Here is a 19,029-nt window from a genome sequence, read left to right as displayed (position 1 = left end):
GCATGGAAATTGAATAACCTGACCCAATAGCCAGTTTGAGGTCAGGTTTATGACAATCCAGCAGCAGGACATGCCACTCCAGTCCCACGAAGTGAGCCAGCTCTATGCCATCTTCAAGGCGCTCCCCACAGGGGTGTTGCTGCTTGACGGGGCTGGGGTGGTCACGCGCGCGAATCCGGCTGCCATCTCCCTGCTGGGGGAGCCGCTGGAAGGGGAGCTCTGGCGTCATATCATTGCCCGCTGCTTCGAGCCGCGCGAGGATGATGGCCACGAGATCTCCCTGCGTGACGGGCGCCGGGTCCAGCTCTCTACCCAACCGCTGCCGGATCAGCCCGGCCAGCTGGTTTTTATCAATGACCTGACCGAAACCCGTAAACTGCAAGACCGCATCAACCACATGAAGCGGCTGTCGGCGCTGGGCAATATGGCGGCCTCGCTCGCCCACCAGATCCGCACGCCGCTCTCCGCTGCCATGCTTTATGCCGCAAACCTGGCCAACCGCACCCTCAAGCCGGAATCCCGCACTCAGTTTCAGCAAAAGCTGATGGCCCGTTTGCAGGATCTGGAGAAGCAGATCAACGACATCCTACTGTTCGCCCGCAACGGTGACAATCAGGTGGTCACTCCCATCTCGGTACAAGGGCTGCTGGCCGAAGTGCAGGCCGGAGCCGAGGCCTTCTGCCAGCAGCAGGGCTGCGAGCTGCACATGGAGGCGCCGGAGCCCGATCTCTGCCTGCTGGCTAACAGCAGTGCGCTGGCGGGGGCCATCAACAACTTGATTGCCAATGCCCAGCAGGCAGGGGCCACCTCACTCTTGGTCAGCGCGGTGCGCAGCGGTGCCCGGGTGGAGATGCGGGTCATTGATAATGGCAAGGGGATCCCTTCCCATCAGCTCGGTCAGGTATTCGAACCCTTCTTTACCACTCGCTCCCAAGGCACTGGTCTCGGGCTGGCGGTGGTGCAATCTGTAGTGCGTGCCCATCAGGGGGAGGTCGGTGTGGCCTCGGTTCCCGGTGAGGGCACCTGCTTTACTCTGTCGTTCCCCCTGCATCAGCAACCGGTGCAGCTTGGAGGTGTAGCATGACACAGGCCAGGATCCTGGTAGTTGAAGATGACAATGGTCTGCGCGAAGCGCTGGTGGATACCCTTTTGCTCGGCGGTTATGAGTGCCGTGAAGCGGACAGCGGCGAGCGGGCTCTGCTGGCCCTCTCCCGTCAGCCATTTGACATGGTGATCTCCGATATCCAGATGGGGGGGATGGACGGTCTCACTCTGCTGGCTACTATCCGCCAGCAATATCCGCAGATACCTGTGCTGCTGATGACCGCCTACGCCAATATCGACGGCGCGGTGCGCGCCATGCGTGAAGGGGCCATCGACTATCTGGCCAAGCCGTTCTCGCCGGAGGTGCTGCTTAATCAGGTCAGCCGCTATGTGCCCGCCCAGAAGGTGGAGAAACGCGCTGTGGTCTACGGGGATCCCAAAACTGCCGAGCTGTTCCAGCTGGCGACCCGGGTGGCCAGAAGCGAAGCGACCGTGATGGTGACCGGCCCGAGCGGGACGGGGAAAGAGGTGCTGGCCCGTTACATTCACGATAACTCCAGCCGCGCCGAGCAGCCCTTCGTCGCCATCAACTGCGCCGCCATTCCGGAAAACATGCTGGAGGCGACCCTGTTTGGCTACGAGAAGGGCGCCTTCACCGGTGCGGTACAGGGGTGCCCGGGCAAGTTCGAACAGGCGCAGGGGGGCACCCTGCTGCTTGACGAGATCACCGAGATGGATCAGGGGCTGCAAGCCAAATTGCTGCGGGTGTTGCAGGAGAAAGAGGTGGAGCGGCTCGGCAGTCGCAAGATGATCCCGCTGGATGTGCGGGTCATCGCCACCAGCAACCGGGATTTGAAAAAAGCGGTGCAGGATGGCCTGTTCCGCGAAGATCTCTACTATCGCCTCAACGTCTTTCCGCTGCGCTGGTCTGCCCTGTGCGAGCGGCCCGGCGACATTCTGCCGCTGGCGGAACATCTGCTGGCGCTTCATGCCAGTCAGCAGGGGCTGCCGACACCACAGTTGACGGATGCCTCGAGGGTACGGCTGCTGGCTCACCCCTGGCCCGGCAACGTGCGGGAGTTGGACAACGTGGTACAGCGTGCCCTGATCCTCAGCCCCGACGGGGTCATTGATTGTGACCACCTCATTCTGGAGGAGCTGGATGAGCAGGAGATGGAGTTTGTCAGCGTGGAGCGCAGCTATGGTGGCGATCGCCTCGGCAGCGAGCTCAAGCAGCAGGAGCACCAGATCATCCTCGACACCCTGCAAGATTGTAACGGCAGCCGCAAGGCGGTGGCCGACCGACTCGGCATCAGCCCGCGCACCCTGCGCTACAAGCTGGCCCAGATGCGGGAGGCGGGGATCGACCTGCCAGCCTGAGGCCGAGAGGGAAACCGCACTGTGTGGGGGCTGTCATGGTCTTGACGGCCCGGCTCGATTATCATGGGGCCCTTGGCGTTTTGAGCCTGGGCCCTGTTTTTATTGGTAAAGCAGGGGACCGAGCCTTAATAAGGGACCCCTATGATCTCTCATCGAAAACTCGAAACCGTACTGAACCATCTGCTCGAACCGCACGCCATCAAGGATTACTGCCCTAACGGCATGCAAGTGGAGGGGCGCGAGCGCATTCGCAAGGTGGTGACCGGTGTCACAGCCAGTCAGGCGCTGATTGACGCGGCGGTGGCTGCCGAAGCCGATGCCATTCTGGTTCATCACGGCTACTTCTGGAGCGGTGAACCGGCCCAGATCACCGGCATGAAGCAGCGTCGGCTCAAGACCCTGCTGACCCACGATATCAACCTGTTTGCCTACCATTTGCCGCTGGATGTCCACCCCGAGGTGGGTAACAACGCCCAGCTCGCCAAGCTGCTCGACATCAAGGTGCGTCGCGGTCTGGAGCCGTGGAACAGCAAGAGCGTCGCCATGGTGGGCAAGCTGGAAGAGCCGATGAGCGGCAGCGATTTTGCCAAGCTGATTGCCGAGCGCCTTGGCCGTGAACCACTCTATTGTGGCGACAGCGGCCCCGAGCTTATCCGTTCCGTGGCCTGGTGCACCGGTGGCGGTCAGAGCTACATCAATCTGGCGGCGGAGCAGGGCATCGATGCCTTTATCTCCGGTGAAGCCTCCGAGCAGACCATTCACACCGCTCGCGAGATGGGGATGCACTTCTACGCTGCGGGCCATCACGCTACCGAGCGTTACGGCGTCAAGGCGCTGGGGGAGTGGCTGGCGACTGTGCATGGGCTGGATGTGACCTTTATCGATATCGACAATCCTGTCTAAACCTATCCACGATCTGGCTATGAAACCGTGATCAAGGCTCATGTGCTGCTCGCTTATGTATACAGCAAAGAGTGCTCACGTATGTCCATACGCTCCGGTTCCTGGGCAGCTTGTAACCTTGTTGACGGTTTCTCGCTGCAGGTCGTGAACAGGTTTAAGCCTGTGCCTGTGGTGGGAAAATTCAGGAAACAAAAAGGAGGCCATCGGCCTCCTTTTTCACATTTCGACAAGGCGTCTGCTTACTCGCATGCGTAACCAGCGGGGCCCAGCAGGGCGCCATCCAGTTGCACAGCGCCGTCCACCATCTGCAGCCTGCCTTCGCAGAACCAGCGCACCACCAGCGGGTAGATGCTGTGCTCCTGCGCCTGTACCCGTGCCGCTACCTCGTCCGCAGTGTCCCCTTCAAAGATGGGCACGCGGGCCTGCAGGATAACCGGGCCACCATCCAGCTCTTCGGTGACGAAGTGGACGCTGGCGCCATGCTCACTATCACCGGCATCGATAGCGCGCTGGTGGGTGTGCAGGCCCTGATACTTGGGCAGCAGGGAGGGGTGGATATTGATCATTCTGCCGGCGAAATGGCGCACCAGATCGCCGCTCAATATCCGCATAAACCCGGCCAGCACCACCAGATCCGGCTGATAGTCTGCCATCAGCGCCAGCAGGGCGGCGTCATACTCCTCCCGGCTGGCAAACTGCTGCTGGGCCAGAATGGAGGTCGCCACGCCAGCTTCTTTGGCGCGAACCAGACCATAGGCATCGGCCTTGTTGCTGATAACGCCGACCACTTCACCGGCAATCTTGCCGCTGGCGCAGTGGTCGAGGATCGCCTGCAGGTTGCTGCCGCTGCCAGAGATTAGGACGAGGATCCGCATCATTTGATGACGACCTGCTCCTCACCGTCTGCTGCCTTGGCGATATGACCGATGTGCCATGCGTTCTCGCCTTCTGCCTTGAGCAGGGTCAGCGCCTTCTCCAGCTGGTTGGCGGGCAGGGCGATGATCATGCCGACGCCGCAGTTGAAGGTGCGATACATCTCGTGACGGGTGACGTTGCCAGCCTGCTGCAGCCAGCTGAACACCGCCGGCCACTGCCAGCTCTGCTCATCGATCACCGCTTGGGTGTTGGCGGGCAGGACACGGGGGATGTTCTCCCAGAAGCCACCGCCGGTGATGTGGGAGAGGGCGTGGATCTCGCACTCCTTGATGAGCTTGAGCACAGGTTTCACATAGATGCGGGTCGGCTCCAGCAGGGCGTTGGCCAGAGTGGTGTCACCCAGCGGCTGATGCACGTCGGCTTTGGAGACTTCCAGAATTTTACGGATCAGGGAGAAGCCGTTGGAGTGAGGGCCGCTGGCAGCCAGCGCGATCAGGGCATCCCCTTCACCGACCTTGCTGCCGTCGATGATTTCGCTCTTCTCCACCACACCGACGCAGAAACCGGCGATGTCGTAGTCTTCCCCTTCATACATACCCGGCATCTCGGCGGTCTCGCCGCCCACCAGGGCACAGCCTGATTGCTCGCAACCGGCACCGATCCCGGTGACCACCGCGGCTGCGGTGTCCACGTCCAGCTTGCCGGTTGCATAGTAGTCGAGGAAGAACAGCGGCTCGGCGCCCTGTACGATCAGGTCATTGACGCACATGGCCACCAGATCGATGCCCACGGTGTCGTGCTTCTTCAGGTCGATGGCCAGCCGCAGCTTGGTGCCCACACCATCGGTTCCGGAGACCAGGACCGGCTCCTTGTAGCCCGCAGGGATTTGACACAAGGCCCCAAAGCCGCCAAGACCACCAAGGACTTCAGGACGACGAGTGCGCTTTGACACGCCCTTGATACGTTCAACCAGTGCATTGCCGGCATCGATATCTACGCCAGCATCCTTGTAGCTCAGTGAGGTTTTGTCAGTCACGAGTATTCCCCGTCATGTAAAGAAGTGGAGGGTAAAATTCGGGGCGTATTCTAACAGTGGCGGTGAAAAACCAGAAAGGAAATCGTTTGCGCGTTTTTGCGCGGAAATGCTCTACAAGCGGTGGCTTTTGTTGTATGATTCCGCGATTTTTTTGCGGCAGGTTAGAGGAGATAATAATGAAAGTCGTTGAAGTCAAACACCCCCTGGTCAAACACAAGATCGGTCTGATGCGTGAAGGCGATATCAGCACCAAGCGTTTCCGTGAACTGGCCAAAGAAGTGGGCAGTTTGTTGACCTATGAAGCGACCTCTGACTTCGAAACCGAGAAGGTTATCATCGATGGCTGGAATGGGCCAGTAGAAGTTGACCAGATCAAAGGCAAGAAGGTAACCGTCGTACCTATCCTGCGTGCCGGCCTTGGCATGATGGATGGCGTGCTGGAGCACATGCCGAGCGCCCGCGTCAGCGTGGTCGGTATCTACCGCGATGAAGAGACCCTGCAACCGGTTCCCTATTTCGAGAAGATCGTCAGCAACATCGAAGAGCGTCTGGCGCTGGTCATCGATCCGATGCTGGCCACCGGCGGCTCCATGATCGCCACCATCGATCTGCTGAAGAAGAAAGGCTGCCAATCCATCAAGGTGCTGGTACTGGTTGCCGCGCCGGAAGGGATCAAGGCGCTGGAAGCGGCTCACCCTGACGTAGAGCTCTACTGCGCTTCTGTCGACCAGGGGCTGAACGAGAAAGGCTACATCGTGCCGGGTCTGGGCGATGCAGGCGACAAGATCTTCGGTACCAAATAAGTTTATGCCTTGACCTGCTTCCCATGTGGAAGGGGTGATCGGAGCCGGCGCATCGCCGGCTCTGCTGTTTGTGGCCGCTTGTGCCAGCCTTGCCGCAGGATGCGCCTTGCCGCTACCATAAGCACACTCTCCCATTTCGAGACTCTGTTCATGTTCAAACGTGTTGTGACCGCCCTCTGCTGCGGCTTGTCATTCATGGCCTCGGCCGCTCAGGTGACCGACCTCTATCAGGGCAAGGCACCGACCAGTGGTGACATGGTGGCCGCTCAAGGGCAGGCACTGGGTCAGGTGCTGATCAAGGTGACCGGCAAGCGCGACATCCTCACCCAGCCGGTGGTGGTCAAGGCGCTGGCGGCCCCGGGCGACTATGTCAAAAGCTATGGCTATCAGGATCAGGACTCCGTCAAGTATCTGAAAGCCGAGTTCAAGAGTGACAAGGTCAACAGCCTGGTCTCCGAGAGCCAGTTTGCCCTGCTTGGCCCAGCTCGTCCCCAAATGGCCATCTGGCTGGTGGTGGATCAGGGTGAGCGTCGCTTGCTGGCGGATCAATCCAGCGATGGTTGGGCGCAAGCCTTGCGCGAGCAGGCCCAGATGCTGGGGCTGCCCATCAGCATTCCGCTGATGGATCTCGATGACAACATGGCGGTCAGTGCCACCGACGTCTGGGGACGCTTTGCCGACCCGATTTTGCATGCGAGCCAGCGCTATGGCGCCGAGATGGTGGTGTTGGGCAAGCTGACACCGGAAGGTGACAAGTGGAGCATCGATTGGGGACTCTATGGCCCCAAAGCGGCCGGTGAAGTGGCCGAGTTGACCCGTGGCAATAACACCGGCACTCAGGCCGAAGTGGCGCAAGGGTTTGCCGATACCCTGGCGGCCTGGCTGGTGAAAAACTACGGTGCCCGCATTTCTGGTCCGGCAACCAGCCAGACCCTGGTGGTGGATGGCCTCTCCGAAGTGGACAGCATGATCGCCGTGCAGAAGATGCTGCAGGGGATGGCCAACGTCAGCAAGGTGGCGATCGGCAAGCTGGAGGGGGACCAGGTCACCTTCAACTTTACTCTGCAAGGGGATCAGGCCGAATTGGTGCGGGCGCTGCAACTTGAGAGTCGTTTGCGCAAGGTTGACGATAATGGCAGCGGTTTGCGTTACCAATGGTCGCAGCCCTGATTTTATAAGGCTTTTGTAGACCGCCCGGCTTGTCCGGGCGGTTCTCTATCAGCCTTTGCGATGATACACTTAGCCACAAATGTCACAGTCAAAGCTCAACGAGTGAAGCAACCGGCCCAACTGTCTTTAGCCGTACAACTACCGGATGATGAAACCTTCGTCAGTTTTTATCCCGGCACCAATGCTCATCTGATCACCGCCCTCAAGAATGCGGCCATCGGTCAGGGGTCGCCTTTCCTCTATTTCTGGGGAGCCAAGGGATCCGGACGCTCTCATCTGCTCCACGCCACCTGTGCCGAGGTCAACGCCCGCGATGCGGCGGCGGCCTATCTCTCCCTCGATCAGTTTGAACAGCTCGATCCCAGCATGCTCGATGCCCTCGAAAGCCTGCCGCTGGTCTGTCTCGACAGCCTTGAGGCGATCGCCGGCAATGCCGTGTGGGAGCGGGCGCTGTTCGATTTCTACAACCGCTGGCAGGAGAAGGGCGAGGGGACGCTGGTGGTCACCGGCTGCAGCGCACCGCGCAAACTGGGGCTGCAACTGCCGGATCTCGCTTCGCGCCTCGACTGGGGGGTGAGTTTCCATCTCGAAGAGCTGGATGACGAAGGCAAGCTCAGTGCCCTGCAGCTGCGTGCCGAGCTGCGGGGCTTCAAATTGCCCATCGATGTGGGCCGCTTCCTGCTCAACCGACTCTCCCGCGATATGCGCACCCTGCTCACCACTCTCAATCAGCTCGACAACGCCTCATTTCGCGCCAAGCGCAAGCTGACCATTCCCTTTGTCAAAGAGATCCTCGAGCTCTGAGCCTCTCGACTGTGTGCGGTTGTGCGCCTGACTTTCGTTTGAATTACAGATAAAAAGAAACCCCGGCTTCAGGCCGGGGTTTTGCTATTTCAAGACAGCTCTGCCTATCAGTGGAACTGATCTTCTTCGGTGGAACCGGTCAGCGCGGTGACCGAGGATTGGCCACCCTGAATGACGGTAGTCACCTTGTCGAAGTAACCGGTACCGACCTCCTGCTGGTGTGCCACGAAGGTGTAGCCACGGCTGGCGGCGGCAAATTCCGGCTCCTGCACCATCTCGACGTAGTGCTTCATCCCTTCGCCACGGGCGTACTGGTAGGCCAGCTCGTACATGTGGAACCACATGTTGTGGATACCCGCGAGGGTGATGAACTGGTACTTGTAGCCCATGTCGGAGAGCTCCTGCTGGAAGCGGGCGATGGTGGCATCGTCCAGATTCTTCTTCCAGTTGAAGCTCGGGGAGCAGTTGTAGGCCAGGATGCGATCCGGGAACTTGGCCTTGATTGCTTCGGCAAATTTACGCGCTTCGTCCAGATCCGGCTTGGCGGTTTCACACCACACCATGTCTGCGTAGGGGGCGTAAGCCAGACCGCGAGCGATGGCCTGATCGATTCCGGCACGTACCTTGTAGAACCCTTCGGCAGTGCGCTCGCCAGTCAGGAAGTCTGCATCGTACGGGTCAGCGTCGGTGGTCAACAGGTCAGCGGCGTTGGCGTCGGTACGGGCGATCACCAGAGTTGTGGTGCCGCACACATCGGCTGCCAGACGGGCGGCAACCAGTTTCTGTACCGCTTCCTGAGTCGGTACCAGCACCTTGCCACCCATATGACCGCACTTCTTGACCGAAGCGAGCTGATCTTCGAAGTGCACGCCAGCGGCGCCCGCTTCAATCATCCCCTTCATCAGTTCGAAGGCGTTAAGCACACCGCCGAAACCGGCTTCCGCATCCGCCACGATGGGCAGGAAGTAGTCGATAAAGCCCTCATCCTGCGGTCCAACCTTGTTGGCCCACTGGATCTGGTCGGCACGGGCGAAGGAGTTGTTGATGCGCTCCACCACGGACGGTACCGAGTTGGCCGGGTAGAGGGACTGATCCGGATACATGGTGGAGGACAAGTTGTTGTCCGCCGCCACCTGCCAGCCGGAGAGGTAGATCGCTTCGATCCCCGCCTTGGCCTGCTGCACCGCCTGACCACCGGTCAGGGCGCCGAGGCAGTTGACGTAGCCTTTCTTGGCGTCGCCGTGGATCAGACCCCACAGCTTGTCGGCACCACGCTGGGCCAGAGTGTGCACCGGCTGCAAGCTGCCGCGCAGGTTCACCACATCTTCGGCGCTGTAGCCGCGCTTGATCCCTTTCCAGCGGGGGTTTTCCGCCCAGTCTTTCTCGATAGCCTGGATCTGTTGCTCACGGGTCAGTGCCATATCAGTTCCCTCTTTCATTGATTTCACGTTTCCATTGACTTGTTATTGGCGAGCCCCGCTGGGGGCCCGTGATTCAGAGCCGCTCGTAACCGGGCAGCGTCAGAAAATCGATCAGGGTATCGGCGCAGGTGATCTCTTCCATCAGCTCGCCTGCCTCGGCAAAGCGTCCTGCCTGCCAGCGCGCGGCGCCCACCTCGGCTTTGACCACCTCCTGCTCCTCGGCCAGCATCTGGCGGAACAGATCCTTGGTCACTACCTTGCCATTAGACAGGCTCTTGCCGTGGCGGATCCACTGCCAGATGGAGGTGCGGGAGATCTCGGCTGTGGCGGCATCTTCCATCAGACCGTAGATGGGCACGCAGCCGTTCCCGTTGATCCAGGCCTCCAGATATTGCAGGGCGACCCGGATATTGGTGCGCATCCCTGCCTCGGTGCGCTCGCCCTCACAGGGGGCCAGCAGGTCGGCGGCGGTGATTGGGGCATCCTGCTCACGCAGCACGCCAATCTGGTTCTTGGCACCAGCCGCAATGGTGGCGTTGAACACCGCCATGGCGGTATCAGCGAGGCCAGGGTGGGCGACCCAGGTACCGTCGTGGCCGTTGTTGGCTTCGCGCTCCTTGTCGGCCTTGACCTTGGCGAAGACCTGCTCGTTGACGGCCGCGTCCTTGGCCGGAATAAAGGCGGCCATACCCCCCATCGCCAGCGCACCGCGCTTGTGACAGGTCTTGATCAGCAGCCGCGAGTAGGCGGAGAGGAACGGCTTGTCCATGGTCACCACCTGGCGGTCGGGCAGTACCCGATCCGGATGGCTCTTCAAGGTTTTGATATAGCTGAAGATGTAGTCCCAGCGGCCGCAGTTGAGGGCGACGATGTGATCCTTCATCTGATAGAGCAGCTCATCCATCTCGAATACGGCTGGCAGGGTTTCAATCAGCACGGTGGCCTTAATGGTGCCACGGGGCAGACCGAACTTGTCCTCGGTCCAGGCGAACACCTCGCTCCACCAACGCCCTTCCAGATGGCTCTGCAACTTGGGCACGTAGAAGTAGGGGCCCGAGCCTTTGGCCAGCAGCGCCTGATAGTTGTGCAGGAAGTAGAGGGCAAAATCGAACAGGCCGCCGGGGATGGGTTCGCCATCGAAGGTGACATGTTTTTCCGGCAGGTGCAGACCGCGCACCCGGCAAATGAGGACGGCCGGATTGGGGTTCAGGGTATAAGCCTTACCTTCCGGACTGGTGTAAGAAATGGTGCCGTTGACCGCATCGCGCAGGTTGATTTGGCCCTCGATCACCTTGTTCCAGGCGGGTGCCAGTGAATCCTCGAAATCCGCCATGAACACCTTGACGTTGGCGTTGAGGGCGTTGATCACCATCTTGCGCTCGACCGGGCCTGTGATCTCCACACGGCGGTCTTGCAGGTCGGCAGGAATGCCGCGAATGGTCCAGTCACCTTCACGGATGTGGGCGGTTTCCGGCAGGAAGTCCGGCAGCTCGCCACCATCGATACGGGCCTGACGTGCCACACGTTGTTTCAGCAATTCCCCTCTTTGGGGAGCAAAACGTTCCACCAGTTCGGAGACCAGAGCCACCGCGTCCGGCGTCAGAATTTGCGCGTATTCGGGCAGCATCTCGCCCTGGATGCGAAGGCGGGCGCTGCAGTGGGTCTGAGCCGGTGCCGACATAAGGTTCACTCCTTTGAGAATTACATTTTGAACTTACTAACTACGACTAAAGTCGAATCCCTGTTCCTGAAACGTTCCCGCAACAACGGGATAACACGATTGATAAGGTGCGAAATATTGTTGAGTACGTCAACAGTTTTTTTTAAACACTTGTTTTTTGGATATGGTTAAGTTGATGTTTTTTATTGCTTTATTTGGTTGGTATAAAAACTCTACGCAGATGGTTATGCTCCTGCTTTTTCCCATCGGACAACGGCTAATTTGGGCCGTTACCCTGCCCCTCATTTTGTAACTTGTTACGTAATAAAATTACAAATGCAAAAACAAATCCCGACCTAACTCCAGGCTTTGCCAAAACAGCCGTATAAAGCGCGTTTGAATGTGGCAATGAATGTTTTGCTAATGCTAGACCTGATTGGTGAACGTGCGTTTTAAACTTGGTGTGGTGACGCAGGCTCTGTTGGCACCAGCGGTTGCAACGATGGAAAGTGAAGCGCAATAACGTAGGTTTGTATCAATTGTCGGGGGGAATGCTGGAGAGGGAAGGGGGAGACGCATTAGTCAATAATACTGCCATCCTTGATAGAATTAGCAGTTTGTCGTTTTTTGCAGATTTCTCGCCAAGGGTGTGAAACTGAGTGTGTTGAACAGGCGATGCCCCAGTGATTGAGCGGCCATCTGGCCGGGCTCAATAGTCATCATCCGGTTCGGCAAGATCGATCACATCCAGCTGGATGACCTGTTCATTTTCGCTTTCGGTGTGGCAAGGGGTGTCGTGAGGAACGGAGTAAAGCGTAATGGCGGGTGCGAAATCGGTGTTCTGGTTCATGCCTGGTCCTGTGTTGCACGCAAGCCGGACAGTGATCCCTTCACTCGTGTTTCCACCTCCTTGTGTTGTCTACCGGCGGAAAGTTGCGCATCTTAATGAGTTCGGAAAAAAGATTCAAGTGGTTCTGAGTGTTTTTTGTTCTTGGTAGGCTGACGTTGTCAGGAGGATAAATCGGAGGCAAAAAAATAGCCCAGTCGTTTGACTGGGCTATTCTCGGGGAAAATGGTCGGTGTGAGAGGATTCGAACCTCCGACCCTCTACACCCCATGCAGATGCGCTACCTGGCTGCGCTACACACCGACGGAGTCAGACTCGGCTGACGGGGAGGAAGTCTAATAGCATGGCCAAACGGGTGCAACTCCTTTTTTATCATAGAGATGCCGATTGCTTCTTTATTGCTCAGTCGGGATGCGGCTTGGGTCTGACGTGCAGATTTGGCATAATCGCCGCCCTGTCACCGCGAGCTATCATGCCTGCTATCTATGGAATTATCTGACAGATGTGGATAGCTGGAATGCAAACAGCACAATTGAACAATATAAAGAGGGGATGGGCGTGAAACCATCAGAGATCCCAGAGACACCGTGTCAAACCGAGCAGGACGAACAGTGGATGCGCCATGCCATGGCATTGGCCGCCCGGGCCGAAGGGATTGGCGAGATCCCGGTTGGTGCCGTACTGGTGCTGGATGGTCAGGTGGTGGGAGAGGGGTGGAACCGCTCCATCAGCGAACACGATGCCTGTGCCCATGCCGAGGTCATGGCAATCCGGGCGGCGGGCAAACAGCTGGCGAACTACCGCCTGCTCGACACCACTCTTTATGTGACGCTGGAGCCCTGCTGTATGTGTGCCGGTGCGCTGATCCATAGCCGGGTCAAGCGGGTGGTTTACGGCGCCCGAGATCTCAAGACCGGTGCCGCTGGGTCGGTGTTCGAGATCTTGCAGGACCCGCGCCACAACCACAGTGTCGAGCTGACCGGCGGTGTGCTGGCTGATGCCTGCTCGGCCCAGTTGTCGGCCTTCTTCAAGCGCCGCCGTGCCGAGAAAAAGGCGGCCAAACTGGCGCTGCAACAATCAAACGATACCCTTTCCTGAATTATTCGGGGGCAGCGCAGGCTGCCCTTGCTGATTATCCTCATAAATATCCCTTTATAAACAATATATTGCGTTCATCTTCCTTCGAAGGGGTCCCCGCTCATTTTTCCGCTAACAACCTCGGTTAAAGCGTTCTCGATGTAACAAAACTGTCATGCAACCGCCATATAATGCCGCGAAGCCTAGCTTACATTGAGGTCTTGCATGTCATCGGAATCGTTAAACCTGGTCATGGCGGGCAGTAGAAAACGCCGGATCAAGGATAAATTGGCCAAATATGGCGTCACCACAGGCGGAGCCCTGGTACTGGTGGCGCTGCTGCTTATCTTCTTTTATCTGCTCTATGTGGTGAAACCCATCTTCAATGGCGCCTCCATGGAGCCGACCGCCTCGTTTACCCTGCCTGCCGCAGGGAAGACCGCCTGGCTCGGCGTGGAAGAGCAGAACGAGATCGGCTATCGCTTCAGCGATAAAGGGCAGGTCAACTTCTTTGCGGTGCAGGGAGATGACAAGATCAAGGTCGGCCAGTCACTGGGTCAGGCCCAGGTTGCTGGTGACATCACCACGGTAGCGACCCCAGCACCGGGTCAGCGGCTGATCGCTTACGGCTTTGCCGATGGCAAGGCGCAGGTTGTCCAGCCAGCGTTCAAGGTCTCCTATCCCAACGATGTGCGGGTGATTGAACCCAGCCTGCAATATCCCTTCGGCGAAGAGCCTGTGGTGATCGACCCGCAAGGGAAGGCACTGCAACTGATGGTGTTCGAAGCCACCAAGGACAAGATGGCGACCGCCGCCGTGACCGAAGATGGTCGTGGCGTGATGACGGTGATGAACGGTGAGGAGAACTTCATCTCCGGGGAGATTGAGTGGAGCAGTGAAAACTACACGATTCCCTCCCTGCCGCGCCATGTGGATCAGATGTTGCTGACCCCCAATCTGCGGATCCTGTTCGTGCGCGAGGGCAATCGCCTCTCCGTCTATGACATTCATAACCTGAGCGAAATCTCCCTGCGCAACGTGTTGGAGATCAATGCCCCCAACGCCAATGTGACCCGGGTTCAGCTGCTCTCCGGCGCCTCTTCACTGCTGGTGGGTAATGACAACGGCGTGATTTCCCAGTGGTTCGAAGTGGCGAAGGATGGCAAACGCCAGTTCACCCAAATTCGTGACTTCAAGGGTGATGGCGCAGTGGATCTGCTGACTCCCGAGCACTTTCGCAAAGGCTTCATCAGTGCCGACAAGGACGGCATCATCAGCTTCTTCCACGCCACCGGCGAGACCAAGCTGCTGACCGAGACGGTGGAAGGGGGCGAACTCTCTGCCCTGGCCATCTCCCCCCGTCACAACCTGTTGCTGATGCAGCAAGGGAACAGCTTCAAGCTCTTCTCGGTGGAGAACGAACACCCCGAAGTGACCTGGTCTGCCCTCTGGCAACAGGTGTGGTACGAAGGCTATCCGGAGCCCCAGTATGTGTGGCAATCCACCTCCGCCAGCAACGACTTTGAAGCCAAGCTGAGTTTGGTGCCGCTGGTATTCGGTACGCTGAAAGCCTCTTTCTACGCCATGGTGTTTGCTGTACCGCTCGGCGTGGCCGGTGCCATCTATACCGCCTACTTCATGTCGGCGGGGCTGCGCAAATACGTCAAGCCGACGGTCGAGATCATGGCGGCGCTGCCGACTGTTATCCTGGGTTTCCTGGCGGGTCTGTGGCTGGCGCCGATCATCGAGGGGGCGCTGCCCGGGGTGATCCTGCTGCTGATATTGCTGCCGATGGGGATGCTGCTGACTGCATTGCTCTGGAACTATCTGCCGGAGCGCGGCAAGTCCTGGCTGCCGGAGGGGTGGCACGCCATCCTGCTGATCCCGGTGCTACTGCTGATTGGCTGGGGGGCCTTCGCCCTGAGCCCGCTCATCGAGAATGCTTTTATGCACGGCGATTCGCGCATCTGGCTGACTCACGAAATGGGCATCAAGTTTGACCAGCGCAACTCGCTGGTGGTCGGTATCGCCATGGGCTTTGCGGTCATCCCCACCATCTTCTCTATCGCTGAAGATGCGGTCTTCTCGGTGCCCAAGCACCTGACCCAGGGCTCGTTGGCGCTGGGGGCCACCCCGTGGCAGACCCTGAGCCGGGTGGTGATCCTCACCGCGAGCCCGGGCATCTTCTCTGCGGTGATGATGGGCCTTGGCCGCGCCGTGGGCGAGACCATGATCGTGCTGATGGCTACCGGCAACACCCCCATCATGGACTTCTCCATGTTCCAGGGGCTGCGCACCCTCGCCGCCAACATCGCGGTAGAGATGCCGGAATCGGAAGTGGGCAGCTCCCACTATCGGGTACTGTTCCTCGCGGCCTTCGTCCTGTTTGTGTTCACCTTTTTGTTCAACACCCTGGCCGAGTTTGTCCGTCAGCGGTTGCGTGAAAAATACAGCTCGATGTAAGGGGCGACTCTGTAATGGACAAGGAATCGACAATGGGTAAGTGGTTTAAATCAGGGGCCCCCTGGATCTGGATGACCGGCGGTGCCGTCAGCCTGAGTCTGGTGGCGGTACTGGGTCTGCTGCTGCTGATCGGCTGGCGTGGTCTGGTCTACTTCTGGCCGCACCCCATCTATGAGTGGCAGCTTGAAGACGCAAATGGCAACAAGAGCGTACTGATCGGCGAAATCAACGATCGCGAGCAGGTTCCGGTGGAGCGACTGCGCGCCGCAGGGCTGCCATTGGAAGGGGAAGAGCGCGAGCTGCTGACCCGCTATCTGGTCAAGACCGGCAACCGCGAGTTTGTTGACCTCGATTTTCGCTGGGTGCTGGAGACGGACATCAAGTCCCAGAGCCAGCCGGCTGAGCTGGCCATGGTTGAGCGTGCCACCAACGGCAACTTCTATGGCTATATCGTCGGGGTGAAAGAGGATGGCCGCGAGCTCACCTCTGATCTGCATCCTGCCCTGCAGCGGGTGCTGGCGCGAGCCAATGCCCTTTCAGAACAGGCCAACGATCTGCAAAAAGGGGACATCGGCAGCATCAACTATCAACTGGAGCGGCTGCGCCTGAAAGAGCGCAAGGCCGAGCTGGATGACAAGCTGACCGATCAGCTCAAAGCGGAGCTGGCCAGTGAGCGTCAGGCCCTCAACGATCGTTATCAGGTGCTGGAAAAAGAGCTCTTCTCTCTGCGTAGCCAAGCCGATCGCGACGCCATCACCGTCAAGGATATGCGTGGCGAGCTGGTGACCATGCCGATGTCCAAGGTACTGGACGTGGTATGGCCCAACGACATGAGCCTGCTGGCCAAGGTGGGTCACTGGTTCCATCAGATTGGCAAGTTTGTTTCCGGTGAGCCTCGCGAAGCCAACACCGAGGGCGGGGTGTTCCCGGCCATCTTCGGTACCGTCTTCATGGTGTTCCTGATGGCGATCATCGTGACCCCGCTGGGGGTGGTAGCGGCAGTCTACCTGCACGAATATGCGGGCAAGAACAGCCTGACCAAGATCATCCGCATTGCGGTGATCAACCTGGCGGGCGTGCCCTCCATCGTCTACGGCGTGTTTGGTCTGGGCTTCTTCGTCTACACGCTCGGTGGTTCGCTGGATCAGCTGTTCTACCCGGAAGCGCTGCCGAGCCCGACCTTTGGCTCACCCGGCGTGATCTGGTCGGCGCTGACCCTGGCTATCCTGACCCTGCCGGTGGTGATTGTCTCCACCGAAGAGGGGTTGGCGCGGATCCCGAGCACCATCCGTCAGGGCTCGTTGGCACTGGGTGCCACCCAGGCCGAGACCCTGTGGCGCATCGTGCTGCCGATGGCGAGCCCGGCCATCATGACCGGCCTTATTCTGGCGATTGCCCGTGCAGCCGGTGAAGTGGCGCCGCTGATGCTGGTGGGGGTGGTAAAACTGGCACCGACCCTGCCGATGGATGGCAACTTCCCGTATCTGCATGTGGAGCGCAAGTTCATGCACCTGGGCTTCCACATCTATGACGTCGGCTTCCAGAGCCCCAACGTCGAGGCGGCCCGCCCGCTGGTCTACGCCACCTCCTTCCTGCTGGTGACGGTGATCGTGGGTCTGAACCTGACCGCTATCGGTATTCGTAACCACTTGCGCGAGAAATTCCGGTCGCTGGAGCATTAATCCGGCGCCGCTTGAGTGATACAAGAGTGAGATAACAGAGGGGCGGCCGAGCGCGAGCCGCCATCTCTCTGCACCAATACGTGAGGGGCGCCGGCAGCAGTCCGGCCACTCCAGATTGATTTTGAGGTAACAGATGATCAACGTAACGACCACGTCTACCCAGCACACCGCGCTGGACCTGCTCAACCTTACTCCGGAGCAGACCGCGCTGGAGGTGAAGGATCTCAACCTGTACTACGGCAGCAAGCAGGCGTTGTTCAACGTCAACATGAAGATCCCCAAAGGGCAGGTGACCGCCTTTATCGGCCCGTCAGGCTGTGGCAAATCGACCCTGCTGCGCTGCATCAACCGGATGAACGATCTGGTGGAGATCTGCCGCATCGAGGGGGAAATTCAGCTGCACGGCCACAACATCTATGACAAGAGCGTTGATGTTTCCGCCCTGCGCCGTCAGGTGGGCATGGTGTTCCAGCGCCCGAACCCGTTTCCCAAGTCCATCTACGAGAACGTGGTCTATGGTCTGCGCCTGCAGGGGATCAACGATCGTCGCACTCTGGATGAGGCCGCCGAGCGCTCCCTACGCGGTGCGGCCCTGTGGGACGAGGTGAAGGATCGTCTGCATGACAACGCCTTCGGTCTCTCCGGTGGTCAGCAGCAGCGTCTGGTGATTGCCCGAGCCATCGCTATTGAGCCGGAAGTGTTGCTGCTCGATGAACCGACCTCGGCGCTCGACCCCATCTCCACCCTCACCATTGAGGAGCTGATCAACGAGCTCAAGAGCCAGTTCACCGTGGTGATCGTGACCCACAACATGCAACAGGCTGCGCGAGTGTCGGATCAGACCGCTTTCATGTATATGGGCGAGCTTATCGAGTACTCGGATACCAACACCATTTTCACCACCCCGGCCAAGAAAAAGACCGAAGATTACATTACCGGTCGTTACGGCTAAGGAGAGGAGAGGATGAATCTCAGCAAACAGATTGGCAGTCGGTTCAACGGCTAAGGCATAATCGGAGCAATCAAGGATTATTTGTATGGACAATATGAACCTCAATAAACACATCTCCGGTCAGTTCAATGCCGAGCTAGAGAGCGTGCGCAACCAGGTGCTGGTGATGGGCGGTTTGGTGGAGCAGCAGCTCACCGACGCCATCGCGGCGATCCACGATCAGGATCTCGATGCGGCGCGCAAGATCGTGGCCAACGACCATAAGGTCAACGCCATGGAAGTGGCGATCGACGAGGAGTGCACCCGCATCATCGCCAAGCGTCAGCCGACAGCCTCCGACCTGCGACTGGTGATGGCCATCATCAAGACCATCACCGATCTGGAGCGCATTGGCGACGTGGCCGACAAGATCGCCCGCATGCTGACCGACAACGCCAACAAGCCGCAGCCGCCGCTGGTGTCGCTGGAGAACATGGGCCGTCGTACCATCAAGATGCTGCACGATGTGCTCGACGCCTTCGCCCGCATGGATCTGGATGCGGCGCTGGCGGTCTACAAAGAAGATGACAAGGTAGACCGCGAGTACGAGTCCATCATCCGCGAGCTGATGACCTATATGATGGAAGATCCCCGCACCATCCCCCAGGTTCTCAACGTGCTGTGGGCGGCGCGAGCCATCGAGCGGGTCGGCGATCGCTGCCAGCACATCTGCGAGTACATCGTCTACTACGTGAAAGGCAAGGATGTGCGCCATACCAAGGCGGACGATCTGGGCACCCTGCTGGGCAAGGGCTAACCGGAAGTGAATAAAAAGGCGCGTGAAGCGCCTTTTTTGTTGCATAACTGGTCGGAGTAAGATAAAGCCCCCAACTGGCTGTTTTCTGATAGAATACTCCCCCTGTGTGAGTCCC

General features: G+C 58.9%; 16 protein-coding genes and 1 tRNA gene. 11 read left to right on the top strand and 6 right to left on the bottom strand.

What is annotated here, in order from left to right; genetic code table 11:
- The first annotated feature begins 49 nt into the window (after positions 1 to 49).
- The 3 genes from ACTG1K_RS16300 (at position 50) to ACTG1K_RS16290 (ending at position 3,327) form a co-directional block, all read left to right on the top strand.
- Positions 50 to 1,084, top strand: coding sequence for a sensor histidine kinase (locus ACTG1K_RS16300; RefSeq protein ID WP_005334126.1), 1,035 nt, complete (start codon positions 50 to 52; stop codon positions 1,082 to 1,084).
- Positions 1,081 to 2,424: a sigma-54-dependent transcriptional regulator gene (locus tag ACTG1K_RS16295; RefSeq protein WP_111899698.1), complete on the top strand. Its 1,344-nt coding sequence runs from the start codon at positions 1,081 to 1,083 to the stop codon at positions 2,422 to 2,424. The genes ACTG1K_RS16300 and ACTG1K_RS16295 overlap by 4 nt, the downstream gene beginning before the upstream one ends.
- Positions 2,425 to 2,565: 141 nt before the next feature.
- Positions 2,566 to 3,327, top strand: a complete 762-nt coding sequence (locus ACTG1K_RS16290) for a Nif3-like dinuclear metal center hexameric protein (protein ID WP_421298560.1) — start codon at positions 2,566 to 2,568, stop codon at positions 3,325 to 3,327.
- 239 nt (positions 3,328 to 3,566) lie between these two features.
- On the opposite strand, the gene purN is transcribed toward ACTG1K_RS16290, so the two are convergent.
- Positions 3,567 to 4,205, bottom strand: coding sequence for a phosphoribosylglycinamide formyltransferase (gene purN / locus ACTG1K_RS16285; protein ID WP_005350686.1), 639 nt, complete (start codon positions 4,203 to 4,205; stop codon positions 3,567 to 3,569).
- On the bottom strand, positions 4,202 to 5,239 hold the full coding sequence (purM, locus tag ACTG1K_RS16280; RefSeq protein WP_021231046.1) for a phosphoribosylformylglycinamidine cyclo-ligase: 1,038 nt from the start codon (positions 5,237 to 5,239) through the stop codon (positions 4,202 to 4,204). The genes purN and purM overlap by 4 nt, the downstream gene beginning before the upstream one ends.
- 176 nt (positions 5,240 to 5,415) lie before the next feature.
- On the opposite strand from purM, the gene upp reads away from it, so the two are divergent.
- From upp to hda, 3 genes are all read left to right on the top strand, one after another.
- Positions 5,416 to 6,042, top strand: a complete 627-nt coding sequence (gene upp, locus ACTG1K_RS16275) for a uracil phosphoribosyltransferase (RefSeq protein ID WP_005334115.1) — start codon at positions 5,416 to 5,418, stop codon at positions 6,040 to 6,042.
- 150 nt (positions 6,043 to 6,192) lie between these two features.
- On the top strand, positions 6,193 to 7,212 hold the full coding sequence (locus tag ACTG1K_RS16270) for a DUF2066 domain-containing protein (RefSeq protein ID WP_270656641.1): 1,020 nt from the start codon (positions 6,193 to 6,195) through the stop codon (positions 7,210 to 7,212).
- 102 nt (positions 7,213 to 7,314) lie between these two features.
- Positions 7,315 to 8,016: a DnaA inactivator Hda gene (gene hda / locus ACTG1K_RS16265; RefSeq protein WP_021231044.1), complete on the top strand. Its 702-nt coding sequence runs from the start codon at positions 7,315 to 7,317 to the stop codon at positions 8,014 to 8,016.
- Positions 8,017 to 8,123: 107 nt separating this feature from the next.
- Here the strand turns inward: hda and aceA are convergent, their stop codons facing one another.
- The 4 genes from aceA to ACTG1K_RS16245 form a co-directional block, all read right to left on the bottom strand.
- Positions 8,124 to 9,437, bottom strand: coding sequence for an isocitrate lyase (gene aceA, locus ACTG1K_RS16260; protein WP_005344572.1), 1,314 nt, complete (start codon positions 9,435 to 9,437; stop codon positions 8,124 to 8,126).
- A 73-nt stretch (positions 9,438 to 9,510) separates the two neighbouring features.
- Positions 9,511 to 11,118, bottom strand: coding sequence for a malate synthase A (aceB, locus tag ACTG1K_RS16255; RefSeq protein ID WP_270656643.1), 1,608 nt, complete (start codon positions 11,116 to 11,118; stop codon positions 9,511 to 9,513).
- Between the two features lie 688 nt (positions 11,119 to 11,806).
- Positions 11,807 to 11,947 (bottom strand): hypothetical protein, encoded by a 141-nt coding sequence (locus tag ACTG1K_RS16250; RefSeq protein ID WP_005334106.1) that lies wholly within the window; start codon positions 11,945 to 11,947, stop codon positions 11,807 to 11,809.
- A gap of 223 nt (positions 11,948 to 12,170) precedes the next feature.
- A tRNA-Pro gene (locus tag ACTG1K_RS16245) sits at positions 12,171 to 12,247 on the bottom strand.
- Positions 12,248 to 12,496: 249 nt separating this feature from the next.
- Between ACTG1K_RS16245 and tadA the strand changes: the two genes are divergently transcribed.
- From tadA to phoU, 5 genes are all read left to right on the top strand, one after another.
- The gene (gene tadA / locus ACTG1K_RS16240) at positions 12,497 to 13,042 is read left to right on the top strand and encodes a tRNA adenosine(34) deaminase TadA (protein WP_180349337.1); all 546 of its coding nucleotides are present in this window, start codon (positions 12,497 to 12,499) and stop codon (positions 13,040 to 13,042) included.
- Positions 13,043 to 13,246: 204 nt separating this feature from the next.
- Entirely contained in the window at positions 13,247 to 15,484 is a 2,238-nt protein-coding gene (locus ACTG1K_RS16235) for an ABC transporter permease subunit (protein WP_184232272.1), read from the top strand.
- Between the two features lie 32 nt (positions 15,485 to 15,516).
- Positions 15,517 to 17,166 carry a phosphate ABC transporter permease PstA gene (gene pstA, locus ACTG1K_RS16230; RefSeq protein WP_440006034.1) on the top strand — a complete coding sequence of 550 codons (1,650 nt, stop codon included), beginning with the start codon at positions 15,517 to 15,519 and terminating at the stop codon, positions 17,164 to 17,166.
- A 133-nt stretch (positions 17,167 to 17,299) separates the two neighbouring features.
- The gene (gene pstB / locus ACTG1K_RS16225; RefSeq protein WP_005334102.1) at positions 17,300 to 18,118 is read left to right on the top strand and encodes a phosphate ABC transporter ATP-binding protein PstB; all 819 of its coding nucleotides are present in this window, start codon (positions 17,300 to 17,302) and stop codon (positions 18,116 to 18,118) included.
- Between the two features lie 85 nt (positions 18,119 to 18,203).
- Positions 18,204 to 18,914 carry a phosphate signaling complex protein PhoU gene (gene phoU, locus ACTG1K_RS16220; protein WP_005334097.1) on the top strand — a complete coding sequence of 237 codons (711 nt, stop codon included), beginning with the start codon at positions 18,204 to 18,206 and terminating at the stop codon, positions 18,912 to 18,914.
- Positions 18,915 to 19,029: the final 115 nt, after the last annotated feature.

It is taken from the genome of Aeromonas sp. 102P (assembly GCF_051920345.1).
Lineage (GTDB): Bacteria > Pseudomonadota > Gammaproteobacteria > Enterobacterales > Aeromonadaceae > Aeromonas > Aeromonas veronii.
The sequence above is the reverse complement of the archived record's forward strand: the minus strand, read 5'-3'. Positions and strand labels throughout refer to the sequence as shown.